The sequence below is a fragment of the Lachnoclostridium sp. genome (assembly GCF_031997925.1).
Classification (GTDB): domain Bacteria; phylum Bacillota; class Clostridia; order Lachnospirales; family Lachnospiraceae; genus Lachnoclostridium.
On record NZ_DAMADT010000028.1, the window covers coordinates 28446 to 51545 of the forward strand.

Sequence of the window (23100 nt, forward strand, 5' to 3'; positions counted from 1 at the left end):
AATTACTGGATTATTGTCTTTACTCCTTCAATTTATCATAGTAGTTGCGATATTAAAATTTGGATTTCATATGAATTCCAGCCTTACTTTATATGGGGAGTTTAGTATCTCGTATGAATTTTTAATGTACTTCCTTTCAAGCTATGCTATAATAAGTATTGGAATGCTAATAACGAATCTATTTCCTTTGATTTCTTCGGATATGTCGTTATTAGTTGCTGCAAATCAGCCAATTAAGTTTGTAACACTACTTCGAAATGATTACGTGATTAAGATGGCTTGGATGTTTTTGTTGCTGATTGGTACCATGACATCGATGTGCAATGCAGTATTTGACATTTTTATGAGGTGAGTTTATGAGTATTCCGGTAAAACTGGAAGCATTTGAAGGTCCCTTGGATCTTCTTTTACATTTAATCGATAAAAACAAAGTAAATATCTATGATATACCAATTGTTACAATTACAGAACAATATATGGAATATATCAAGGCTATGGAAGAAAAAAACTTAGAACTTATGAGTGAGTTTCTTGTAATGGCTGCAACTTTACTAAGAATCAAATCTCAGATGCTTCTTCCAGTGGAAGTAAAAGAAGAGGAAGAAGTGGTCGATCCGAGACAAGAATTGGTAGAAAGATTATTAGAGTATAAGATGTACAAGTATGTTTCTTATGAATTAAAGGACAAGCAGATGGATGCGCAGCTTTTGATGTTTAAGCCAAGTACAATTCCGCTTGAGATTTCTGATTATAAAGAAGAGATTGATATTTCAGAATTATTATCAGATCTTACCTTAGCAAAGCTTCATACAATCTTTCAATCCGTTATGAAACGACAAGTAGACAAAATTGATCCAATACGTAGTAAATTCGGGAAGATAGAAAAGGAAGAAATCAATCTTTCCCAAAAGATTCTAGAGATACAACAATACGGTTTAGAGCATCGAACATTTAGCTTTAAAAAACTTTTAGAACGTCAGACAGGAAAGATGGATGTTATTGTTACCTTCCTTGGTATTTTAGAATTAATGAAGATGCAGCGAATTGAGATATGTCAAAATGACTTATTTGAAGATATTATGATTCATTATCTGGCTAACGATATTGCGCCAGTAGATGACTTTTCAATAGAATAAACAGAAAGGCCGGATACATATGGAAATCAAGAAATTGGAAGCCATGCTAGAAGCAATTTTATTTACAATGGGAGAAGCAGTCGAAGTGGAACGAATTGCGAGTGCTCTTGATCATGATGTAGAAACAATACGTAAAATCATTCATAATATGATGGACCGATATGAGGAGGAAGAGAGAGGAATTAAAATTATTGAATTAGATAATTCCTTTCAGATGTGTACCAAAGCTCAGATGTATGAAGCAATCGTCAAGATAGCACATGTCCCAAAGAAACACATTCTTACCGATGTACTACTTGAATCCCTATCTATTATCGCATACAAGCAGCCAATCACAAAACAGCAGATTGAAAGTATTCGTGGGGTTAAGAGTGATCATGCGGTGAACAAATTAGTGGAATACAATTTAGTATGCGAAATTGGAAGAATGGATGCTCCAGGAAGACCGATTTTGTTTGGCACGACGGAAGACTTTTTAAGAAACTTTGGTATTGCTTCTTTAGAAGATTTGCCAGTGGTTACTCCAGAAAAGGTTGCTGATTTTAAAATGGAAGCGGAAGAAGAAGTTCAATTACAATTAGAGATTTAAGTTTGGATGTTTATGAAATCAAGGTAGGTTTCATAGACATCTTTTTTTATGCATATTCTTCTTGTTCGAAAATAAACTTAAAGTAAGAGTGTGCATAAGGGTTGAATATGAATAGCTACTACGAGAAATTAAGAAAGAATAAATCAGTTCAAATCTTTTTAGTTTGTACTGCCTTGGTGTTTAGTAGTTTTAATTTGATAAAGGAGAAAATGATAGAATCTAACGATTTGTCATGGTGCCATAAGAGAAGTGCTTCTGAGGAGGAGCTTAAGTTACCAGAGGCAGAGGATATCCCGCCAGTAGTTGATAATAGTACTAACTTACAACTAAACGCCCTTTCTGCATGTCTCATGGATGCTTCGAACGGGCGTGTTTTGTATGGCAAGGACGCTTACAAAGAGATGTCCATGGCGAGTACTACAAAGATTATGACCTTACTTGTAGTGCTTGAAAATGCGAATCTGGATGATGTTGTTACGGTAACTAGCAATGCAGCAAAACAACCAGATGTACAATTAAATATTCAAACCGGAGAGCAATATATCCTTCGTGACCTTTTATATTCCTTAATGTTAGAAAGCCATAATGATACAGCGGTAGCAATCGCTGAACATGTGGGGGGAAGTGTAGAAGGATTTTGTAATATGATGACTGATAAGGCAAAGGAGATAGGTGCTAATCATACATCATTTAAAACTCCGAATGGATTAGATGCTGACGGCCATTACACTACAGCAAGAGACTTATCGCTCATAGCAAGTTATGCAATTAAGAATCCTGAATTTTGTAAGATCGTAGGAACTGCAACTCACCAGTTTAGTGAAGTAAATCGCAAACGCTCATATACTGTGAATAACCGTAATCGATTTTTATTTATGATGAAGGGAGCAATCGGCATTAAAACAGGATTTACAGGGAAAGCAGGATATTGTTTTGTAGGTGCTGTGGATATTGATGGTAAAACATTAGTTAGTACCGTGCTGGGTTCAGGTTGGCCGCCTCATAAGACCTATAAATGGGCGGACACCACAAAATTAATGGACTATGGGTTAAAAAACTTTGAGGTTTACTCGTTATATGAAAGATTAACCCCAGATTCACAGTGTATTAAAGTACCAGAGGAGATATCAGTACATAATGGTAAGATAAATTCTGTAAAGTTAGTATCAACGGATGAACTTTTATCAGAAAAGTTATTGCTTCGAGAAGGGGAAGAAGTGACTGTAAAAATCCAACTACTTGACCATATCACTGCACCAACAAAAGAAGGTGTAAAAGTCGGAGATATCTGCTACTATATTAATCAAAATCTATTCCGAAAAGTGCCGATAACGACAGCAGAAGCAACGGAGAAAATCGATTTGCCTTATATGATACGAGAAATCTTTAAATTCTGGTAAGTTAAAAAGATTTTAACCACATCAGCGGGTGGCAATGAGGTTATGAGCAAGTAGCGTAAGCGAATTGCGAGTATCCGCTTTGACTTTCTGAAATAAAAATTCCTTATGCATATAAGAAGCCAGCTATTCTAAAGTGATTGCTTTAAAATAGCTGGTCTTTTTATATATATTGTATAAAAAACATCAAATATGAAGAATATTATTCCAATATCCTCTTGAAATATTGAAATAATAGGTCTAAACTTAATAGGTTGAAATAAAATACCATTTTTAGTAAGAAGAAGTGTGGTATGCAGATAGCGTTAAACAAATACAAAAGAAAGTGAAGGACATAATGATTAATGGAAAAAATGAAGCCAAAGATTTTTTCAATTAGGAAGAACTATTCGAAACAGCAATTTATTAAGGACATGAGGGCAGGGATTATTGTTGCAATTATAGCATTACCGCTCTCCATCGCATTCGCAATTGGTAGTGGAGTTTCTGCAGAGAAAGGAATTTATTCCGCAATCATCTCTAGTATTGTAGTAGCCCTTCTTGGTGGAAGTAGTGTACAAATAACCGGGCCAACTGGTGCATTTATTATTATAACCCAAAGCATTCTAACTGGATATGGTATGAATGGGTTAATGATAGCAACCATTATGGCTGGTGTTATGTTGCTTCTTATGGGAGTATTTAAACTTGGTAAACTGATCCGTTTTATACCAGCTCCAATTACCATAGGGTTTACCGGAGGAATTGCGATTACCATATTTACCTTGGAAATCAAAGACTTTCTTGGAATTACAGTGGATAAGATGCCAACCAATTTTTTTGCAAAGTGGAGTACTTATATAAAACACTTTTCTTCCATTAATCTTAATGCTGTTTTGTTAGGGCTTATATGCATTGCTATTTTAGTTGTATGGCCCAAGTTTAATAAAATGATACCGAATTCCTTAATTGCATTAATTGTTGGTACAACAATTGCTTATGTGGCTAAGTTGGATGTGAAAACACTTGGAATGATACCAAGAACATTAACTGTACCAAGTTTATCAGGAGTATCTTTGGATGAATTTTTCGAATTGCTTTCCCCTGCATTTACAATTGCAATTTTAGTGGCGATGCAGGCATTGTTATCCGCAGTTGTTACCGATGGTATCATTAATAGTAAGCACCGAGCAAATATGGAGTTAGTAGCCGAAGGGGTTGCCAATACTATTTTAGGTTTGCTTGGATGCATACCTGCAACAGGTGGAGTAGCTCGTTCCATAGCGAATGCAAAAAACGGCGGAAGAACACCGATAGCAGCAATTTTTCATGGATTAACGTTATTTTTCTTTCTGATGGTTTGTATGCCGCTCATACAATACGTACCACTTTGTGTTTTAGCTTCTATCTTAATCGTAGTATCCTACAATATGTTTAATGTAAAGGCATTCCTAAGTTATCGCAAAGCACCGAGAAGTGATGTTGCTGTTTTGATTGCCTCTTGTGTACTTACCTTTGCTTTTAACTTGGTATTAGCGATTGAAGTTGGAATGGTTATGTCTTGTATCCTGTTTATGAAACGAATGGCGGATGCAACAGAAGTGAAGGGATGGACTTACCTTAGAGGTATGGATTCCTTAGATGAAGATAATGATCCGGATTCATTGAATTTAAAGGAAGTTCCAAGGCATACACTAGTATTTGAGGTTTCGGGACCTATGTTTTTTGGAGCAGCAGATAAATTAATTCAATTAACAAGCCAAGTGTCGGAGGATACCAAAGTGGTTGTTGTACGAATGCGCAGTGTTCCGGCAATCGATATTACAGCAATGAATTCGTTAAAAAAGGTGCATCAGCATTTAGCTAAGAATAATGTAACTATGGTATTTTCCCATGTTTTAGAACAACCATTAAAAGCAATGCGCAAAGCAGGTTTTGTTGATACCGTAGGGGATGAAAATATCTGTGAGAGCATAGATGCTGCATTAGATAGAGCAGAAAAACTGAGCGCTTAAAGAAAGGTCTAATCATTTCATTTCTTCAAGTATAGACTATTTCTTTGGAGTTTTTTAGGAATTTTGTAAAAAACAACATAAAAGATAAAAATACACATTACTTTCATCATTATTTCGCAAAAAGAGGTACAATTCTATTAAAAATGTGGTATAATAGTAAGATACTAAATTGTTAGGAGGAAGGAAAATATGCTGCGATTATCTAGAACTGGGATACGTAATCTTGCATCAAGTGACCTCGTTTATTCCCGTGGCCTGCAGTATTATAAAAGCAACCGAGTGACAAATGCGACTTTCTCAAAATCCACAAACCAATACAAATTCCTTGTAAAAGGTAGTTTCACATATCAAGTTAGCGTTACAGAGAAAGAAGATGGGGCATTTGATTATACCTGCAATTGTCCATCTCATTTGAAAGAAAAAGGAGCCTGCAAGCATGTGGTAGCAGGGCTGTTGTTTTTATTAAAGTATCAAGAAAAGTCAGCAATGGAAGAACCAAGAACACCGGAAGAGAAGCGGGCTTTTCAAGTACTTGATTATTTTGCAAATCAAGATGACACTTATGCTGAGGGTGAAATCTTTAAAATAGTACCAACCATTTCTTTACCAACCATGTTACGTCAAGATTCAAATGCGCTTCTAATGCTGCATGCTGGAAACAATCATATGTATAAGGTTCAATCCATAAAGAAATTTTTGACGGATTATAGTACCAATCAAAATATTATTCTTGGCAAAGACTTTAAGTTTATTGCTGGAGAAAGTGAATTTGATAGAACGTCAAAAAAAGTGATGGAGTATTTAGTAGGAATCTTAGAAATACAGGAGTTAATTGATAAAACTTCCTATGCTAAACTATTTGCAAAACATCAAATGTTGTTATCAAAAAGTATGCTGTTAAAATTGCTTTCTTTGTTTGGAACAAGCTCTTTTCGCTTGGAACTAAATCAAAAAATCTATGAAGATGTTAAATATATCAATGGAAATCCCAATATTGTATACGATTTAGATGTCTATGAAGATAGTATTTTACTAGATTATAAAGAAAAAGAACCTGTGATTCCTTTATCCGAAGGTGGAGAGTTAATCTTTTATAATAGCTTTATCTTTACCCCGAACAAGTACTTTATTAAAAATTATGTACCCTTTTATAATACCTTGGGTCGAGAAAAGAAGCCATTGGTATTTCGAGGAGATAATAGACAGCGCTTTTTAGAAGAAGTACTACCAAAGTTACACGAAACGATGGAGATAGAAATACCGGAAAGCTTAAAGAGTAGGTATCTTACGTTACCAATGCAGGCGTGCGTCTATCTTGATCGCTATCATGGTGGAATTAAGGCAGAACTTAAGTTTCGATATGGTGATTATGAATTTAACTGCTTTGAAAGTCCAAGAAGTGATGAATTTATCGTAGTTCGAAGTAAGGAAGATGAATATGAAGTAATGAGGCTCTTGGAACAACTTGATTTCGAACCGCACAGTACATTTTATCATCTAAAGAATGATAATAGCATCTATGAGTTCCTAACGGGTCGTATCCACGATTTACAATCAGTAGCTCAGCTTTATTATTCGGATTCCTTTAAGAAATTAGGCATAAAAAATAGCAGCAACTTTAAGGTTGGGCTACGTATTAGTAACGATATTGATTTGCTTGAGATGGATTTAGAATCTGAAGATATCCCGCAAGAAGAACTGAGAGCTCTATTTCGTTCATTCCAACTTAAGAAAAAGTACTACCGCTTAAAAGATGGCAGCTTTATTAACTTAGAGGATGAACATATAGCTAAGATGTCAAATATCTTAGATGATTTAAATGTATCCGTGAAGTCTCTTTCTGATGAACCAATTAAGTTATCAAAAAATAAAGCGTTTTATTTGGAAGATGCCCTTAATGGTAGTAATTTATATGTTGAGAAAAATGAGGATTTTTCGAAACTTATTGATACCATATTACATCCAGACAATCGTGAGTACATCATTCCTGAAAAGATAGATGCTACTTTAAGACCTTATCAGAATGTAGGTTATCGTTGGTTGCGTTCGTTGGCAGACAATAACCTTGGTGGTATTTTAGCAGATGACATGGGGCTTGGTAAGACATTACAATCCATTGTTTATATAGCCTCTATTGTGGATGAGGATAAAAAGAAGAATAAAAAATTTCTTATCGTTTGTCCTACTTCATTGGTTTATAACTGGCTGGATGAATTTGAATCTTTTGCACCGCATTTAAGAGCAGGGGTTGTATCTGGAACACCTACGGAAAGACAGGAGAGAATTGAGCAAATAAATGATTTTGATGTTTTAGTTACCTCCTATCCGCTGATCCGAAGAGATATCAAACATTATCAGGCAATAACATTTCATACCGTATTTATTGATGAGGCACAGTTTATAAAAAACGCTGCATCTATTAATGCGCAATCGGTTAAATTATTGGATTCTTCTCACCGATTCGCACTGACTGGTACACCGATTGAAAATAGCTTATCCGAGTTATGGTCTATTTTTGATTTTATCATGCCGGGCTATCTATTAACACATTCAAAGTTTGTAAATAAATATGAAAAACAGATTTTAAAAGAAGATACAGAAGCGTTAGAGAATTTAAATCGTAGAATACATCCATTTGTTTTACGACGTATGAAAAAGGATGTATTAAATGATTTACCAGATAAGTTAGAAGAGAAAATCGTGACAGAGATGACAGAAGATCAGAGAAAGGTATATGTCTCTTATCTTGCAGAAATACGTAATGATATTTATAGTGAAATCGCTACAAAGGGTATTGAAAAGAGCCAGATGAAGATTTTAGCTGCGCTTACTAGACTGCGTCAAATCTGTTGTCATCCATCTACCTTTTTAGAACAATACGATGGTGGTAGCGGAAAACTTGATTTGTTGTTAGAAGTAATCGAAGAAGCGTTGGCAAATGACCATCGAATACTTATCTTTTCCCAATTTACTTCGATGCTAAAGATTATAGAGGAAGAACTAAAGAAGCTTTCTATTTCATATTTTTATCTGGAAGGCAGCACTCCAATAACTGAACGAAATGATTATGTAAAGCGATTCAATGCAGGAGAAGGTTCTATCTTTTTAATTTCGTTAAAAGCTGGTGGAACCGGTCTTAATTTAGTAGGAGCAGATACAGTCATTCATTATGATCCATGGTGGAACCCAGCGGTAGAAGAGCAAGCGACCGATCGAGTTTATCGTATTGGCCAGAAGAATAATGTCCATGTCATTAAACTATTAACAAAAAATACGATTGAGGAAAAAATCTATAAACTTCAAAAGAAGAAAAAAGAGCTTTCCGATTCCATCATTCAATCGAAGGAAGTGTTTATTAATACTTTAACGAAAGAAGAGTTGGAAGAGATATTTTCTTAATATGACGTTAAGTTAAATGGTTTTAGTTTTAATAAATACCAATGTTGCAAAGGTTTTGTTAAATCTAAAATATATCAATTCATAATATAATTAGCTTACTATAGAGCCAAAAGGAACTTAAGATAAATAGAACGTAAAGAAATTTCAGACAAAATAAAAGGGAAGTAAAACTTATAGATAACTGTGATATGATTATCTATAAGTTTTACTTCCCTTTTTATAAAAATAACTCTTTTGTTAGTGTAGGTGTGGGCTCCAAAGGAACCTCACCCCAACACTTTATAAAAAGTGCCTTATATTTAAAATAAGCTTTTACATAAATGAAATAATGTTTGTTTACCAAAGTCTTTAAGCTTAGTATCTAACTATTCATCGTAAGAATCAAAGTGATTGTTATAGAACTCTTCTACGATATAATCTAAAAAGGCATTGTCAAGTGAGCCAAATTCTTTGACCACTAATTTTTTAATTCCTTCCATTACCTTAATAAAGTTGGCTTCTTCACTAGAATTTTCATCTTTCATTGACGTAATGACTTGTTCTGTAACATTTGCTTCTAAGAAGCGATTGATCTTTGTGGTCATCTCATCTTCGAGAATAGCTTCTTTTGCAGTTTTCTTTGCTCTGGTTACCGAGTTAACACCGATGGCAAGAAAAGCTATGAAAAGTCCAGTCATAACAGTATAAGAGAGAGGCCCACTGATAAAACTAATAACACCCATAATATTTAATATTACAAATGCGATACCACCAATACCAAATGCAAAGAAGGTTAACGCAGTAGAGCGTAGTTCTTTACTTTTTTCTGACTTTTTTTCATAGGCGCCACCATCATACATCATGGAGACTATCTGATCCTTTTCTTCTTCCTCACGTTTCTTTTTTAAACGAGAAGATTCATTAGAATCATCATCCATTGAGTCTAAAAGATCATCTAAATTATCCTTTAAATTATCTTCCTCAGAAAGACTATCAAGAGATGTTTCAGTGTCCAAATTCTTATTGTCTGCATCCTTTTCCATTGATTCTAATTCGACTGTATAGAAAGCATTGAAAGCCTTCTTTGCCATCTTAAGTTCAGGTTCATGAACATAAACTGGATAGCAATCCTCCTCATTGGAATATTCATAATAGCTTTCTAAATTAGAGTAAGATAAATACTTTACTAGTTTTTTAGCAACCTCTTCCTTTTCGATAGAACAAAGGATTACGTAATCGGATACTTCTTCTAAGCTCTCTACAAGTTCTTTACCACAATCGTTACACATGGTAATTCCTTTCCGGTACTCTGTTTTACAATCTGGACACCAAGGCATTTTAGACCCCTCCTATTTTAGATTTTATTCTGCTCGGAATAAGTGGTAAGCTTTTTTACCTTTTTTTACAAGCAATGCTCCATCGGCATCAAAATCATTTGATGTGAACTTACGTGCAAAATCAGTTACTTTAACATCATTTACAGAAACTCCACCCTGTTCAATGTTTCTTCTGGCGTCGGAACGTGAGGTAGCAAGTTTTGCATCTATCATCATTGTAATTAAGTCAATGCCTTCTTCAAATGTAGCAGAGGAATAAGTAGTAGTTGGCATATTCTCACTGGTAACACCGCCTGCAAATAGACTCTTAGCAGCTTCCTGTGCTTTATTAGCTTCTTCTTCACCATGTACAATTTTAGTGATTTCGTAAGCAAGAACTTCTTTGGCATGATTGATTTCTGCACCTTCTAATGCTCCCAAACGACGTACTTCATCCATTGGTAAGAAGGTAAGTAAGCCAAGACATTCTTCTACTTTCACATCTTCAATGTTTCTCCAATATTGATAGAACTCATATGGAGAAGTCTTTTCAGGATTTAGCCAAACGGCACCCTTCATGGTTTTACCCATCTTAAGTCCCTCACTCGTAGTTAAGAGCTTAAAGGTTAATCCAAAGGCTGGTGCCTGTTCTTTACGACGGATTAAGTCAACACCGCCAAGAATATTAGACCATTGATCATTACCACCTAATTGTAACTGGCAGCCGTATTTTTTATAAAGTACCCAGAAGTCATAAGACTGCATTAACATATAGTTGAATTCGAAAAAAGTTAAGCCCTTTTCCATTCGCTGTTTGTAACATTCTGCAGTAAGCATCTTGTTTACAGAGAAATGAACACCTACTTCACGTAAGAATTCTACATAGTTTAGGTTTAATAACCAATCTGCGTTATTTGCGATAATCGCCTTATCGTCATCAAAATCAATAAATTTTGATAACTGTTCTTTAAAACACTGAGCGTTATGGTCAATGGTTTCTCTTGTCATCATAGAACGCATATCAGATTTTCCAGTTGGATCTCCAATCATGGTAGTACCGCCACCAAGTAGTGCAATCGGTCTATGACCTGCACGCTGCATATGCATCATTGCCATAACAGTTAAAAAATGTCCTGCAGTTAAACTGTCTGCAGTTGCATCAAATCCAATATAAAAAGTTACCTTTTCCTTTCCAAGTAACTCTTTAATTTCCGCTTCGTGAGTCGCTTGTTCAATAAACCCGCGCTCTAAGAGTACGTCATAAATATTTTCTGACATAATCTTTTCCTCCTATTTCAGTGATTTGCATTGATTCACACGATCAAAAGTTTATATACAAGAAAATGGACGCTTCGCGAACTTTTCCTTGTTAAGAATAAAATTAGGATAGTAATAGGTATCCTTAACTTTTTGTGCAATCTAGTGACATTCTGCCACAAACTACCTAACATTATAAATGATTTATATTTATTTTTCAATGAAATTTAGGAGAGAAGTGATGTTTTGCAAGAGGAGGCGAGTCATGTAATGAAACGATTCTATTATTTAATACGAGAAGTGGTTATATATTTCTTTGTATTCCTCTATACTTATGATATACTGATAAAAAGTAATTTACTGGGAGAGTAGTTTCTTGTAAAACAAGAGGTTTTTTATGGAGAGTTTTAGAATTAGAGGTATAGGAATTGATTTAAGAATTGGAGGTTGAGTATGGGGGAAAGGTTAGAAAAGGGTTCTCTAAAATTTAGAGATATCATTGTCATTTCAGTTTTAATCCTGGGTTTATTTCTAGTAATCTTTTGGAAACCATTAAGACTCGATCGTTATTCTGTATTACCAAGTAAAATAGATTGGGTTGACTGTATTAAAGTGAGTGATAGAATGTATTTTAACAACTCATTTCCAAGAGAAGAGGTTGATTTAACAGAGATTGGTGAAGAACTTGGTAAGGTGAAATTTACTGTTTCTAAGAATGTAGATAATCCAAGCTATAAATTCAGAAACTTTGATGCTACCTATTTAGAGAAGGGTACAAAATTATATCAGATTTTAAATACAGAGGATTCTATAGCAGCCTTGATAGAAGGTAAATATTATCGATATCAAAATAAATGAGATTCGTAATTTTGATGTCCAAACAGAAAAGTGTGTTCAGGAGAACTTTTGTAACGATATGTTTCTAGGAGATATCGAAATATTAGAATTAGGTAAAAATTATATGTTGTTTACATAATCAGATAAGGGGAACTTCGATTATTTATATTTTAAGGAGCGATTAGATGAAAGTAGAACTAAAACAAGTTACCGCAGATGAAAAAGAAATACTTAAAAACTTATTAGAAAAATATGACTATGAATTTTCTCAATGGGATCAACGTGATGTAAATAAATTAGGGCTTTATGGTTATGAATATCTTGATTATTATTGGACAGAAGACAAGCGTTGGGCCTATTTTATCTTAGTTGATGATAAATTAGCTGGATTTGCAATGGTTATTGATCTTCCAGAAGTAGATGATCGACCTACTGATTTCCAAATGGCTGAGTTTTTTGTGATGTATAAATACCGCCGTTCGGGAGTTGGAAAAGAAGCCTTTTTTAAAGTGCTTGATAATCATAAAGGAAGATGGCAACTAAAACGACATCCGGCGAACTTGCCATCTGTGCATTTTTGGAACAATGTAATTAGTGAGTATACTAACGGGCAATATGAGCTTGTTGAGGCATATCCACGAACAGAATATGATGATGGAACGTTGGCGGATGTTTTCTTTTTTGAGAGTTGATATAATTTCTGATTATGAGTATTATCTCTAACAAGAAATAGATCGTGAAGCGTACTTTTTCTATAAAGAAATTAGCAATCTAAGATATCTAGTGAAAATTAAAAAATTTAATATTATTGATAAAAAATTGTGTTTCAAAAAGAGGTCTAAATTCACGTATTTATAGAAGTTTAAATAACATCTAAGTCCCTAAAATAAAAGGATAGTTAAATATATACATAAGTCGGAGGTTGGAAATGGAATGGAAAGAACTTAAAGCAGAAGAAATAGAGATAATTTTATTTAAACATTTTAACCGTTATCAAAACGTTACAAGGTGCTGGAGAAAAATAGAGGGTGAATGGGTTATTAAAGACATTGCTTTTTTAGAACAATGGGGAGAAGAGGACTATAAAATACTTGTATCTTGCCTAAAGAACACAGTATCAAAGGGTGGTGTTGTATTTGGTGCATTTGCGGATGGTTACCTAAAGGGATTTGCATCTGTAGAAGGTGGTATCTTCGGTAGAGATAAAGAATATATGGATTTATCATGTATCCATGTATCTTATGATCAAAGAGGTAGTGGTATGGGTAAACTTTTATTCCGTCTCTGTGCAGATTGGGCAAGAGAGCATGGAGCAAAAAAACTATATATATCAGCTCATTCCGCTGTAGAATCACAGGCGTTTTATAAAGCGATGGGATGTATAGAAGCAGTAGAATACAATATAGAGCATGTAGAGAAAGAACCTTGTGATTGTCAATTAGAGTTTGTATTAAGTTAATGATATAAATACGGTATTATTTCCAATCATCAGGCCATTAAGTAACTAATGCGCAATGCAGGGTTTTTCTTGTTAAAAAGAAACTTCCATTTCATTAAAGTAAACGATATCATGAGAAGTAATATTATATGATGGTTACTTTTAGATAATGGAAGTTTCATTTATTTTTTAATGACCATTTGAAAAAAATATAAGTAATTACTGTCACATTATGGACGGAACAACATAAATTTACTGATTGTCTAATTCTTCTGAAATCGTTCGAATAATATCTCCTGTAAGATCTTGAGTCTGTTCCCAATACATCATACCACCTAATCGCAGTTTCTTTACAGTATCTGCCTTGTATCGAATTGCTTCTAAATCTTCATAAGTGATAAAAATATCGCCATTATAAAGATAGGCAGCTTTAGAGATATCATCCCAGTATCTGGTATAACCATTTTTTGAAATATAATTTTCCTTTAAATTACTATAGGTGAAATCTGCTTCTCCATGAGTAATAGCGGCTTCTGCAGCCTGAAATAGTCCATGATTCTCAGATGGAACACCTCTCCATCCATATCCGTAAGCAGGAATACCCAAGACTAATTTTTCAGGTTTACAAACGTTACTATACTTTTGAATTCCTTGATATGTATTTATATGATTAGGTAATTCTTTGCTATTATTTAAATTACTATGATGTCCGGTTACCCTGGACCATGGCCCAACATAATCATATGCCATGAGATTAATATAATTTACAGAATTACTTACTTCTTTTATACCATAAGTCTCCACAGCCCAATCACCCATAGGTGCTGCAAATGATAAAGTATACTTTTTATCACTTGTTTTCGAAAGCTCATTAAATTTAGATCGTATTTCTTTCATCAAAAGTATAAAGTTTTCAGTATCTTCAGGACGTGCTTTAATTAATCCTGAATTATCTCTTGTGGGATATTCCCAGTCAATATCAACACCGTCCATGTTATAAGTTTTCAGATGGGAAACAATGCTGTTAATAAAAATAGAACGAGTTTCCTTTGTGAAAGCCATATCAGAAAAACCATCTCCGCCCCAGCCTCCGATGGCCAAATTAATCTTAAGATTAGGATAATGTTGCTTCAATGTTTCTAATTCTTTTGGAAGGTCTAATTCTTTGATTGGACTTACTTGAATGGTCGAATCGGGTGTTATTTCTCCAAAAGCAAGATTTATGTCCGTTAATAAGTCTCCGGGTACATCTCCCGCATGCCAGGTTTTATAAATAGGCAAATAAGCGACTTTCACAAATTCCGCCGTTGTGTTTTTTACTTCTATTGTTGCATTTTTTCTAAACATGATACACCTCCCAGTTCTTAAATCAAATACTTTCCTACACGAGGGGTTGCTGTTTCATACATTGGACCACTACAGCCTGAGTCTCCTAAAGAGTTAATATCTGTACCTTGTGTGTTGTCGTATGAATTGGTATTCACAGATATGGATTAATACACCCAGGTATACGATTTTGTTTCTTCCTTGGCTGCAGTTTCGAATTCTTTTGTAATCCCTCCATAAACTTCCTCTTATGTATAATATTTATAAATTATGAAGAAAATTATACACAAAAAAATAAATTGTTAAATATATATACCCACTATCATTATATAAATGAAATCAGGTAGGAGACTAATCATTAATTGATTAAATTAATTGATTAGTCTCCTACTTGATTTCATAATCCAAATAATAGAAATATTAACCAGATTTATACAAGATAACAATACTAAGCAAAAAAGAACAACTTCTCTTCATGACATTTTAACAATATATGGTAATATATATATAGAAATACAACAAAAAAAACAGCGTGGAATATAGTTTACTTGGGCGATTTGCATATATTTGGCGCTGAGCTTTTTAAGGGAGGAGTTAATAAAATGTCTAAATCGATGGAGTCTACAAAGCCGCCTTCAAAGGGTTTGGCTAAAAGGAAAAAAAATCTTATTTTACTAAGTATGCTTGCTCCAGGAGCAATTTGGCTTATCCTGTTACGATACCTACCAATGTTCGGTATCGTAATTGCGTTTCAGAAATTTGAAATTTACACAAAAAATCCAACTCTACTTAACAATATTATACATAGCAAGTGGGTAGGCTTTAAAAACTTCGGGTTTTTGTTTGCTACCTCGGACTCCTGGAAAATGATTAGGAACACAGTTGGCTATAATGCTTTATGGATTGTGCTTGGAACTGTCATCGCAGTAGCATTTGCGATTATGTTAAGCTTGTTAACCAAAAAGTTCGTAGCAAAAACCTATCAGACCGTGATGTTCTTTCCTTACTTTCTAAGCTGGGTTGTTGCAAGTTATTTCTTAATGGCTTTTTTGGACCCGACATACGGTCTAATCGCTCACCTCCAGAAACAGTTGGGAATGGAGGTAACAGATTGGTATATGATTAGCAAGCCATGGCCCATCCTTCTGACGGTTGCTTACCTTTGGAAGAATATCGGCTATTCCACGGTTCTGTATTTAGCAGCAATTACGGGTATTGACACCTCACAATATGAAGCAGCAAGTATTGATGGAGCGAATAAAAGGCAGCAGATCCGATTTATAACAATTCCTCATTTAAAAACCATGATTATCATCCTGTTTATCATGAGTGTAGGACGTATTGTTAATTCTGATTTCGGGTTGTTTTATACGGTACCTCAAAACTCCGGACCTCTCTTCCCTGCCACACAGGTTTTGGATACATACGTATATCGTTCATTTATGGCTACTAATAATCCTGGTATGAGTACGGCAGCCAGTCTGTTGCAGAATGTAGTTGGTTTCTTCTGTGTCTTAACTGCTAACTCAATTGTACGCAGAATTGATGAAGATAGCAGTTTGTTCTAGGAGGAGGAGAATATGAAATCTGATAATGTAAAAATTGTTTCAGTAAAGCATAGGTCTAGAATCAATAAGATCAGCCTGCCTTCTGAGATTACTATTAATATTATACTTGGTCTCTTTTGTTTGCTTTGCATTGTTCCTTTTATATTTGTCGTCATCATTTCCTTTACTGCAGAAGAGAGTATACGAGAAATTGGCTTCTCCTTTACCCCGACCAAGTGGACACTGGAAGCATATCAATTCGCATTCAATTCCAGCAAAGCAATTTGGCGTGCTTACTTTAACAGCTTTTTTATTACTATTTTGGGTACGATATTAAGTGTTTTAATTTGCGTACTATATTCTTATCCATTATTCCGAAAGGATTTTAAGTATCGCAGATTCTTTACCTTCTTCTGTTTCTTTACCATGTTGTTTGGGGGAGGCTTAGTACCAACCTATTATGTGAGTAAGAATATCTTGGGCTTAAACGATAATTATGCGGCGTTAATTGTACCGGCGTTATTTAATCCGTTTAATATCATAGTTATGCGTACGTTCTTTCAAAGTTCGGTGCCGACGGATCTTATTGAAGCTGCTGCAATTGATGGCAGCGGAGAATATAACACCTTGTTCAAAATAATCGTTCCGATTGCAAAGCCCGGAATTGCTACCATTGCATTACTGAATGCACTGGCATACTGGAATGAATGGTATCTGGCAATGCTGTATATCCGAACCGAAAGTCTTTACCCACTGCAGTATTTGCTGATGAGAACGCAGAATAAGATTGACTTTTTAACCAGGAATGCCGCCATGCTGGGCTCGGAGATTTCAAAGCTTGTACATGAATTACCGCAGCAAAATTTACGAATGGCGCTTGCTGTACTGATTGTAGTACCGATTGCATTTGCTTATCCATTCTTCCAACGATTTATCATATCGGGTCTTACAATAGGATCAGTAAAAGGGTAAGAACGACTGTTTAAGAAAGTCGCTTACATAAATAAAATTTAAGGGAGGATTTTTAATGAAAAAAGTACTATCAATTGTCCTAACGGTCGTGATGCTGACTGCACTACTTTCTGGCTGTGGCAAAACAAAAGACACAGAAACAGACACAAAAACTCCTAGCACTGTAACTAAAACACCGGATGATAGCAAGGATCCGACACCAACAGAAGAAGCAAAGATTGATATATCGAAGCCCGTTACATTAACCTGGTATCTCCATGGAAGTTCTGTTTCCGATGATAAGGCTGTATTGGAAAAAGCTAACGCATACCTAAAGGACAAATTGAATGTGACCTTGAAGCCAATCTGGGGTACATGGGGTGACTTCAATGATAACGTAGTTCTTTCTATTGGTGGCGGCGATGACGTGGATATTTATTTCACCTGCTCCTGGACTCAGAATGAATACAATTCATATGCAAGAAATGGTGCTTGGCTTCGCCTTGATCAAGAGGGGAATAACCTCATTGAAAAATATGCTTCAGATATATGGAACTTGCTTCCACAGGTTTTGAAAACAGGTGCTACCATTCCAGGAAATGATGGCTTAGGTGTATATGCTCTTCCAGGATATAAGGATAGTGCTACTCAGAACTGTTGGGACGTAAATGTAACCTTGTTAGAGAAATACGGTTATACGATTGATGATATTAAGAAAACAGATTATTATGGCTTTGGCGATATCCTTAAGACTGTAAAAGAAGGAGAAGGTGAAGACTTCTATCCGCTTAATGTTGAGGGTATGGTTCTGGAAAGAATGGTAAATAATTCGATAATCGTTGCCGGTGACTCCGGAATCAGTAATATGCTCTCATACTATATGAATCCTACCGATACTGCTAAAGAAGGAAGCTATGGTAATAAAATACTTAGTAAATTTGAGACACCTGAATATAAGAAATTTGTTGAAAAGACTCGTGAATATTATTTAGCTGGCTATATTGATCCTAAAATGGCTATTCGCACCCAGGCAAATGATGCTCGTGTTGCAGCTCAGGATTCAGGAAAATATCTCTTAGGTACACAAAGCTATGCTCTTGGATATGAAGATCAGGCAAGTGCACAACGTGGAATAGAAGTACAGATGGTTCCTGTCACACCTGCTTATCTTGATACCGCAGTTTCTCAAGGTGCTATGATGGCTATTTCAGCGGGTTGCAAGAATCCGGAAAGAGCAGCTATGTTCCTTAATCTGTTAAATACCGATCCATATCTTATGACGTTATTAAACTATGGTATAGAAGGTGTTCATTATGACATAGTGAATGGTGGCGAAGCTCGACTTAATAAAGAAGCTCGTACCAGTTATACTCCTTGGACTAATGGTATGGGTAATATTACCCTTCTTCCTCCACTGGAAGGCCAGGGGCTTGATTTCTGGGATACATTTAAGGCTTATTATGGAGGATGTAGTGAAGTCCCAATACTTGGATATTGTTTTAATTCAACGAGCGTTGAGAATCAATTGGCTGCATTAGCAAATGTTGCTCTAGAGTATGATCTTACACTTAATACCGGTGCTATTGATCCGGCAACAAAATTACCTGAATTTATACAGAAACTAAAAGACAATGGTATTGATCAAGTAGTAGCTGAGGCAAATACTCAATTAGATAACTTCCTCAAGGAAAAAAATAAATAATAATCATTGATATAATCTGAAAAGACGTGCCGTATATTATTAGAATTTTAATATACGGTACGTTTTTTTCAAAGATCTAAGGAGAAACGGGAGGACATAGAATGCGTAAGGTGCTAAAGAAGAATGAATATCTGTACAGTAAGCACTTAAAAAGAAACTTTCATTTTAACGAAGTAAACAGTATAATAATGTTGTGATATATCTATAATTGAGAATGTTAAATTTACAATTTAAAAATTTCATTTGAGAAGAATATTTTATTTATTACAATATACAGGAGGGAAAAGTGTGAAGGAAGGTTACTTCACATCATAAGACAGATTATGAAAGATATGATTTATCGATACCATTACCGTGGACATATTTCCTATGAAGGAGATTTTAATTTAGAGGAAAGACTAGCGGAAACAAAAGTGCACATTAAGAAACTAATAATGGAACATAAAGTGATGACCGCATGTCTCTATCGCCATGAAAATATGTTATTTGCTTACTATGAAGCGATTGGAGAAGAATTATTACCAGAAGAAGTATTTGGGGATTTACATAACTGCCTAGCAAAATGGCCTGGGGATGATACTACACGTGACTGGGTAAGAATGCATCATATCTACTGGCATTGCATTCCGGATGGAATAGAGGATTGGCGAAGAGCAACAAGACCGGAGTTAAGAAGAGGTAGGATTGCATATCTAAAACCAGAAACCATGTTTGAGTACGTATATCATCATGTTGCCATCACAGACGAAGGGCTACTTGTTGGGGATAAGTATCAATCCATTGGGTTACATGAGAATATCTTATTTTCATATTTTGAAGAGCCAAAGACCGAGATTAACATAAAAAGAGATGCATCAAAACCATCAAAAGCAATTGAGGATTGGCTTGGGGTTGATCCTGGTGCTCATTTTATCTTGTGGGAAAATGATCAACATTTTACCTTTATTGAGACATTGATTGCTATGGGGGAAAGTGACGAGCTTTAGATAGTAAAATATAGAGAGATGGGTAAAGAGCTGATAGACCTGCTAGGAAAGTCAAAATTCAGGAGGGATTACAATGCTGATAAACGATATGGTAGAATTATTTAAGAAACAAGCTGGGTTACTATATGGATTCGCAGACGTCTCTTATTGTGAATATTCAACAGAATATAAAACAGCTTTAGTGTTAGCAATGCCTTATGAAAATAAATTAACGCTTGAAATGTATTCTGAAATGAAGTTAGAGCAGGAAATACAAAATGCTAGACAGAAATTAAATTCATTATTACTGGAACTAGAAAACGTTTTACGGAAAAATCAATCAAAGTATTTCATACCTCCTGTGGCACAGAGGAATGAAACAGATTTAATAGCACCTTTTTCTTTTAAATATGCAGCAATACAAGCAGGACTTGGTTGGATTGGAAAAAATGATGTACTAATAACAAAACAATATGGTCCTAGCAATCAAAAGAGAAGTCTATCAATAGAGAAACTTGGTAGAAAGAACGCATGCGGTTTATGTATGGTTGTTTGTCCATATGGCATAGAGGCAAAAAATCAGTAATTCAACATGATATTCTATAGAAACTTTGTAGAATCATAGAGAAAATTTATGTATAATACTACTATTCCCGTTTTCAGGCCATTTGTACATAGTATTGTATCAGGAGAATGGTTTAATAGAATTCATTACGATATTGTGAAATTAAAAAAGGAGAGTATAAATGCATACATATACTGTTGAATTACCGGTTTTTCCAGATAGACAGGTAAGTATTACAGACTACCAAGCAGTATCTGGAGGTATTGTATCGAATACAGCTGCAATCAATCAATCAATTACTGAATTATCAAAGCTCGGTGGTGGTACGGTTAACGTCCCAGAAGGGATTTGGCTTACAGGTCCTATTACTTTAAGGTCAAATATTAACCTTCATCTAGAAAAAGGTGCATTAATTACCTTTGATAAGAATCCGGAAGAATACCCAGTGATTCTTACCAATTATGAAGGACAGCCAAGACTTCGTGCAGTTTCTCCAATCCATGCGTTTGATGAAGAGAATATTGCAATTACTGGTGAAGGTATTATTGATGGTAATGGTCACGAATGGCGTCCATTAAAAGAGTTTAAGTTACCGAAAAGACAGTGGCAGGCACGTTTAATGAAGAGTCCTTATGTGATTGATACAAAGGAAGGCGGTATCTGGTATCCAAGTAAGACAGCGTATGAAGGCTGTTTAGAAGGAGAAGTAAACATTGAAGCTCCAGATGCACTTAAAAAAGCAGCACGAAACTATGATCTTTATCGTCCAGTTATGACGAACCTTGTACGTTGTAATAAGGTATTAATAGAAGGGGTTACGCTTCAGAACTCACCTGCATGGAACCTTCACCCATTACTTTGTACGAATCTAACCCTTCGAAATGCGTTTATCCGAAATGCCAGTTTTGCTCAAAATGGTGACGGACTTGACTTAGAGTCTTGTCGTTTCGTTGACATTTACGGAGTGAATTTCGATGTTGGCGATGATGCTATTTGTATAAAATCCGGTAAGAATGCGATTGGAAGAAAAATTACCGTACCTACCGAACACGTTCATATTAGGGACTGTGTCGTATATCATGGACATGGTGGATTTGTAGTTGGTAGTGAGATGTCACGTGGTGTACGAGATTTAGTGATAGAAAATTGCTTATTCTTAGGTACCGATACAGGAATACGTTTTAAGAGTGCAATTGGACGTGGTGGAGTTGTGGAGGATATAACAATCCGTAACATTCAGATGACGGATATTGAAGAAGACGCAATTATATTTACTATGGGTTATACTTTATTCCGTATGGACCATCAAGCGTCTGATGAACCAGATACAATTTCGAAAGAGGATATACCAGAGTTTAAGAATATAACCATCCGCGATGTTAACTGTCTTCGAGCAGGACAAGCTATTAAAATTGATGGGCTAGAGCAGATGCCAATTCATGATATTACATTAGAAAATGTTATGATTCAAGCGAAGAAGGCAATCGAGATTAAGAATGCGAATCAGATTTTCTTTAAGAATGTTTCGGTAACTAATCAGGATAATTTAAATCAATCTTTTGTATTTAAAGAGGAAGTCTTATCTGACTGTAGTCATAATTTCTAGTCATTTGCATAGAATTAACCAAAGTGTTGTACGAGCATGCTGTCAGGAATAGTGTGAAAAGAAATGATATTTTTCAAATAAGAGATTGTATAATAACAAATCCAAGGTTGAACCTTTTCACAAAGTATGCGCAGAAATGAGGTTTGGTTATGGAGCAAGTTGAAGAACGAAGTGAAGTACTACGGAGAAGACAACGAGAAGAACAACGAGAAAAACAGACAGAAGAAGAGACAGAAGAACAACGAGATCAAAGTAGGAATGACTTAGAAGATAATGGGGGTAGACCTGGTGATAAGGCGGGAACATTACCTAGGTTCGGGGAATCCAAAGCACTTCATCAAACTTTCGATACTAAGTCTAAGAGTACTCGTTACTTTAAAGGCTTATTCGGAAGAATCATTATTGCATGTTTCCTGTTTCTATTATTATTTCTAGGGCGGATGTTTTCAGTTAATGTGTTTGGTCAAAACACAGATAGTATCATAGAAGAGGTTAGAAATAATAAGTATGTAGAATCTTTAGAACAGAAGCTAACAGAGTTATTCCAATCTGATAAAAATGATTCGCAAATAGAAAAGTAAAAATACGTTTCAATGAAAGGGTGGATATCTCCACTCTTTTTTGTTATAATGAATAACGGACTAAAAATTAGGACAGGCTTTGGCAGATGATTTGATGCCTACTTTTTATATAGTGCTGACGCTCAAATTCATACGGCGCCAGAATGGAGGATTTTAATGAAAAAACTAGCATTATCCGATGAAATATTATTAACGATAGATAAGCCAGCGCGTTATATCGGTAACGAAGTAAATATGGTGGTTAAAGATAAGGAAAAGGTAGATATCCGTTTTTGTATGTGTTTTCCTGACGTATACGAAGTAGGTATGTCACACCTTGGTATTCAGATTCTTTATGATATGTTTAATCAAAGAGAGGATACGTATTGCGAACGTGTATATTCTCCATGGATGGATTTGGACAAGATTATGAGAGAGAAGAACATACCATTGTTTGCTCTTGAGTCTCAGGATCCGATAAAGGATTTTGACTTTCTAGGTATTACACTACAATATGAGATGTGCTATACCAACAT

The 23100-nt window shown here is 35.1% G+C and carries 19 protein-coding genes and 1 pseudogene; 17 read left to right on the forward strand and 3 right to left on the reverse strand.

The window, feature by feature from the left end; all coding sequences use genetic code 11:
• The 6 genes from RTP52_RS15630 to RTP52_RS15655 all read left to right on the forward strand — a co-directional run.
• On the forward strand, window positions 1-352 hold a 352-nt coding region (locus RTP52_RS15630), incomplete at its 5' end, for a hypothetical protein (RefSeq protein WP_312372384.1).
• Between the two features lie 4 nt (window positions 353-356).
• Window positions 357-1136: a segregation and condensation protein A gene (locus RTP52_RS15635; RefSeq protein WP_312104737.1), complete on the forward strand. Its 780-nt coding sequence runs from the start codon at window positions 357-359 to the stop codon at window positions 1134-1136.
• 19 nt (window positions 1137-1155) lie between these two features.
• Window positions 1156-1725, forward strand: coding sequence for an SMC-Scp complex subunit ScpB (gene scpB, locus RTP52_RS15640; RefSeq protein WP_312372386.1), 570 nt, complete (start codon window positions 1156-1158; stop codon window positions 1723-1725).
• Window positions 1726-1934: 209 nt separating this feature from the next.
• The gene (locus RTP52_RS15645) at window positions 1935-3125 is read left to right on the forward strand and encodes a D-alanyl-D-alanine carboxypeptidase family protein (protein ID WP_312372388.1); all 1191 of its coding nucleotides are present in this window, start codon (window positions 1935-1937) and stop codon (window positions 3123-3125) included.
• Between the two features lie 341 nt (window positions 3126-3466).
• A complete protein-coding gene (locus RTP52_RS15650) occupies window positions 3467-5116 on the forward strand; it encodes a SulP family inorganic anion transporter (RefSeq protein WP_312104744.1) in 1650 nt (549 codons plus the stop codon).
• Between the two features lie 189 nt (window positions 5117-5305).
• Complete coding sequence (locus RTP52_RS15655) at window positions 5306-8515, forward strand: DEAD/DEAH box helicase (protein WP_312372390.1); 3210 nt, start codon at window positions 5306-5308, stop codon at window positions 8513-8515.
• 365 nt (window positions 8516-8880) lie between these two features.
• Here the strand turns inward: RTP52_RS15655 and RTP52_RS15660 are convergent, their stop codons facing one another.
• Together RTP52_RS15660 and tyrS are read right to left on the reverse strand one after the other, a co-directional pair.
• On the reverse strand, window positions 8881-9831 hold the full coding sequence (locus tag RTP52_RS15660) for a hypothetical protein (RefSeq protein ID WP_312372392.1): 951 nt from the start codon (window positions 9829-9831) through the stop codon (window positions 8881-8883).
• Between the two features lie 24 nt (window positions 9832-9855).
• Window positions 9856-11088 carry a tyrosine--tRNA ligase gene (tyrS, locus tag RTP52_RS15665; protein WP_312372394.1) on the reverse strand — a complete coding sequence of 411 codons (1233 nt, stop codon included), beginning with the start codon at window positions 11086-11088 and terminating at the stop codon, window positions 9856-9858.
• Between the two features lie 432 nt (window positions 11089-11520).
• On the opposite strand from tyrS, the gene RTP52_RS15670 reads away from it, so the two are divergent.
• From RTP52_RS15670 to RTP52_RS15680, 3 genes are all read left to right on the forward strand, one after another.
• A complete protein-coding gene (locus RTP52_RS15670) occupies window positions 11521-11925 on the forward strand; it encodes a hypothetical protein (RefSeq protein ID WP_312372396.1) in 405 nt (134 codons plus the stop codon).
• A 164-nt stretch (window positions 11926-12089) separates the two neighbouring features.
• Entirely contained in the window at window positions 12090-12596 is a 507-nt protein-coding gene (locus tag RTP52_RS15675; RefSeq protein WP_312372397.1) for a GNAT family N-acetyltransferase, read from the forward strand.
• A 236-nt stretch (window positions 12597-12832) separates the two neighbouring features.
• Window positions 12833-13363, forward strand: coding sequence for a GNAT family N-acetyltransferase (locus RTP52_RS15680; RefSeq protein ID WP_312372398.1), 531 nt, complete (start codon window positions 12833-12835; stop codon window positions 13361-13363).
• Between the two features lie 231 nt (window positions 13364-13594).
• Here the strand turns inward: RTP52_RS15680 and RTP52_RS15685 are convergent, their stop codons facing one another.
• Window positions 13595-14689, reverse strand: coding sequence for a glycoside hydrolase family 18 protein (locus RTP52_RS15685; RefSeq protein WP_312372400.1), 1095 nt, complete (start codon window positions 14687-14689; stop codon window positions 13595-13597).
• A 581-nt stretch (window positions 14690-15270) separates the two neighbouring features.
• Between RTP52_RS15685 and RTP52_RS15690 the strand changes: the two genes are divergently transcribed.
• The 8 genes and pseudogenes from RTP52_RS15690 to RTP52_RS15725 form a co-directional block, all read left to right on the forward strand.
• On the forward strand, window positions 15271-16236 hold the full coding sequence (locus tag RTP52_RS15690; protein ID WP_312372402.1) for an ABC transporter permease: 966 nt from the start codon (window positions 15271-15273) through the stop codon (window positions 16234-16236).
• A gap of 12 nt (window positions 16237-16248) precedes the next feature.
• Window positions 16249-17187 (forward strand): carbohydrate ABC transporter permease, encoded by a 939-nt coding sequence (locus RTP52_RS15695; RefSeq protein WP_312372403.1) that lies wholly within the window; start codon window positions 16249-16251, stop codon window positions 17185-17187.
• A gap of 55 nt (window positions 17188-17242) precedes the next feature.
• Window positions 17243-18868 (forward strand): ABC transporter substrate-binding protein, encoded by a 1626-nt coding sequence (locus RTP52_RS15700; protein ID WP_312372404.1) that lies wholly within the window; start codon window positions 17243-17245, stop codon window positions 18866-18868.
• Between the two features lie 323 nt (window positions 18869-19191).
• Window positions 19192-19854 carry a hypothetical protein gene (locus RTP52_RS15705; RefSeq protein ID WP_312105167.1) on the forward strand — a complete coding sequence of 221 codons (663 nt, stop codon included), beginning with the start codon at window positions 19192-19194 and terminating at the stop codon, window positions 19852-19854.
• A 73-nt stretch (window positions 19855-19927) separates the two neighbouring features.
• The gene (locus RTP52_RS15710; RefSeq protein WP_312372405.1) at window positions 19928-20419 is read left to right on the forward strand and encodes an epoxyqueuosine reductase; all 492 of its coding nucleotides are present in this window, start codon (window positions 19928-19930) and stop codon (window positions 20417-20419) included.
• Window positions 20420-20579: 160 nt separating this feature from the next.
• On the forward strand, window positions 20580-22004 hold the full coding sequence (locus tag RTP52_RS15715; RefSeq protein WP_312372406.1) for a glycoside hydrolase family 28 protein: 1425 nt from the start codon (window positions 20580-20582) through the stop codon (window positions 22002-22004).
• Window positions 22005-22153: 149 nt separating this feature from the next.
• On the forward strand, window positions 22154-22585 hold the full coding sequence (locus tag RTP52_RS15720) for a hypothetical protein (RefSeq protein WP_312372407.1): 432 nt from the start codon (window positions 22154-22156) through the stop codon (window positions 22583-22585).
• Between the two features lie 156 nt (window positions 22586-22741).
• Window positions 22742-23100, forward strand: a pseudogene (locus RTP52_RS15725) (B12-binding domain-containing radical SAM protein); the annotation flags it as partial.

Excerpts from the sequence above, each read along its gene's own strand:
- RTP52_RS15645 (WP_312372388.1), top strand. The coding sequence starts at position 1,935 with ATGATAGAATCTAACGATTTGTCATGGTGCCATAAGAGAAGTGCTTCT.
- RTP52_RS15705 (WP_312105167.1), top strand. The coding sequence starts at position 19,192 with ATGAAAGATATGATTTATCGATACCATTACCGTGGACATATTTCCTAT.
- RTP52_RS15660 (WP_312372392.1), bottom strand. The coding sequence starts at position 9,831 with ATGCCTTGGTGTCCAGATTGTAAAACAGAGTACCGGAAAGGAATTACC.
- RTP52_RS15685 (WP_312372400.1), bottom strand. The coding sequence starts at position 14,689 with ATGTTTAGAAAAAATGCAACAATAGAAGTAAAAAACACAACGGCGGAA.
- RTP52_RS15675 (WP_312372397.1), top strand. The coding sequence starts at position 12,090 with ATGAAAGTAGAACTAAAACAAGTTACCGCAGATGAAAAAGAAATACTT.
- RTP52_RS15690 (WP_312372402.1), top strand. The coding sequence starts at position 15,271 with ATGTCTAAATCGATGGAGTCTACAAAGCCGCCTTCAAAGGGTTTGGCT.
- tyrS (WP_312372394.1), bottom strand. The coding sequence starts at position 11,088 with ATGTCAGAAAATATTTATGACGTACTCTTAGAGCGCGGGTTTATTGAA.
- scpB (WP_312372386.1), top strand. The coding sequence starts at position 1,156 with ATGGAAATCAAGAAATTGGAAGCCATGCTAGAAGCAATTTTATTTACA.
- RTP52_RS15700 (WP_312372404.1), top strand. The coding sequence starts at position 17,243 with ATGAAAAAAGTACTATCAATTGTCCTAACGGTCGTGATGCTGACTGCA.
- RTP52_RS15695 (WP_312372403.1), top strand. The coding sequence starts at position 16,249 with ATGAAATCTGATAATGTAAAAATTGTTTCAGTAAAGCATAGGTCTAGA.
- RTP52_RS15670 (WP_312372396.1), top strand. The coding sequence starts at position 11,521 with ATGGGGGAAAGGTTAGAAAAGGGTTCTCTAAAATTTAGAGATATCATT.
- RTP52_RS15655 (WP_312372390.1), top strand. The coding sequence starts at position 5,306 with ATGCTGCGATTATCTAGAACTGGGATACGTAATCTTGCATCAAGTGAC.
- RTP52_RS15650 (WP_312104744.1), top strand. The coding sequence starts at position 3,467 with ATGGAAAAAATGAAGCCAAAGATTTTTTCAATTAGGAAGAACTATTCG.
- RTP52_RS15720 (WP_312372407.1), top strand. The coding sequence starts at position 22,154 with ATGGAGCAAGTTGAAGAACGAAGTGAAGTACTACGGAGAAGACAACGA.
- RTP52_RS15680 (WP_312372398.1), top strand. The coding sequence starts at position 12,833 with ATGGAATGGAAAGAACTTAAAGCAGAAGAAATAGAGATAATTTTATTT.
- RTP52_RS15635 (WP_312104737.1), top strand. The coding sequence starts at position 357 with ATGAGTATTCCGGTAAAACTGGAAGCATTTGAAGGTCCCTTGGATCTT.
- RTP52_RS15710 (WP_312372405.1), top strand. The coding sequence starts at position 19,928 with ATGCTGATAAACGATATGGTAGAATTATTTAAGAAACAAGCTGGGTTA.
- RTP52_RS15715 (WP_312372406.1), top strand. The coding sequence starts at position 20,580 with ATGCATACATATACTGTTGAATTACCGGTTTTTCCAGATAGACAGGTA.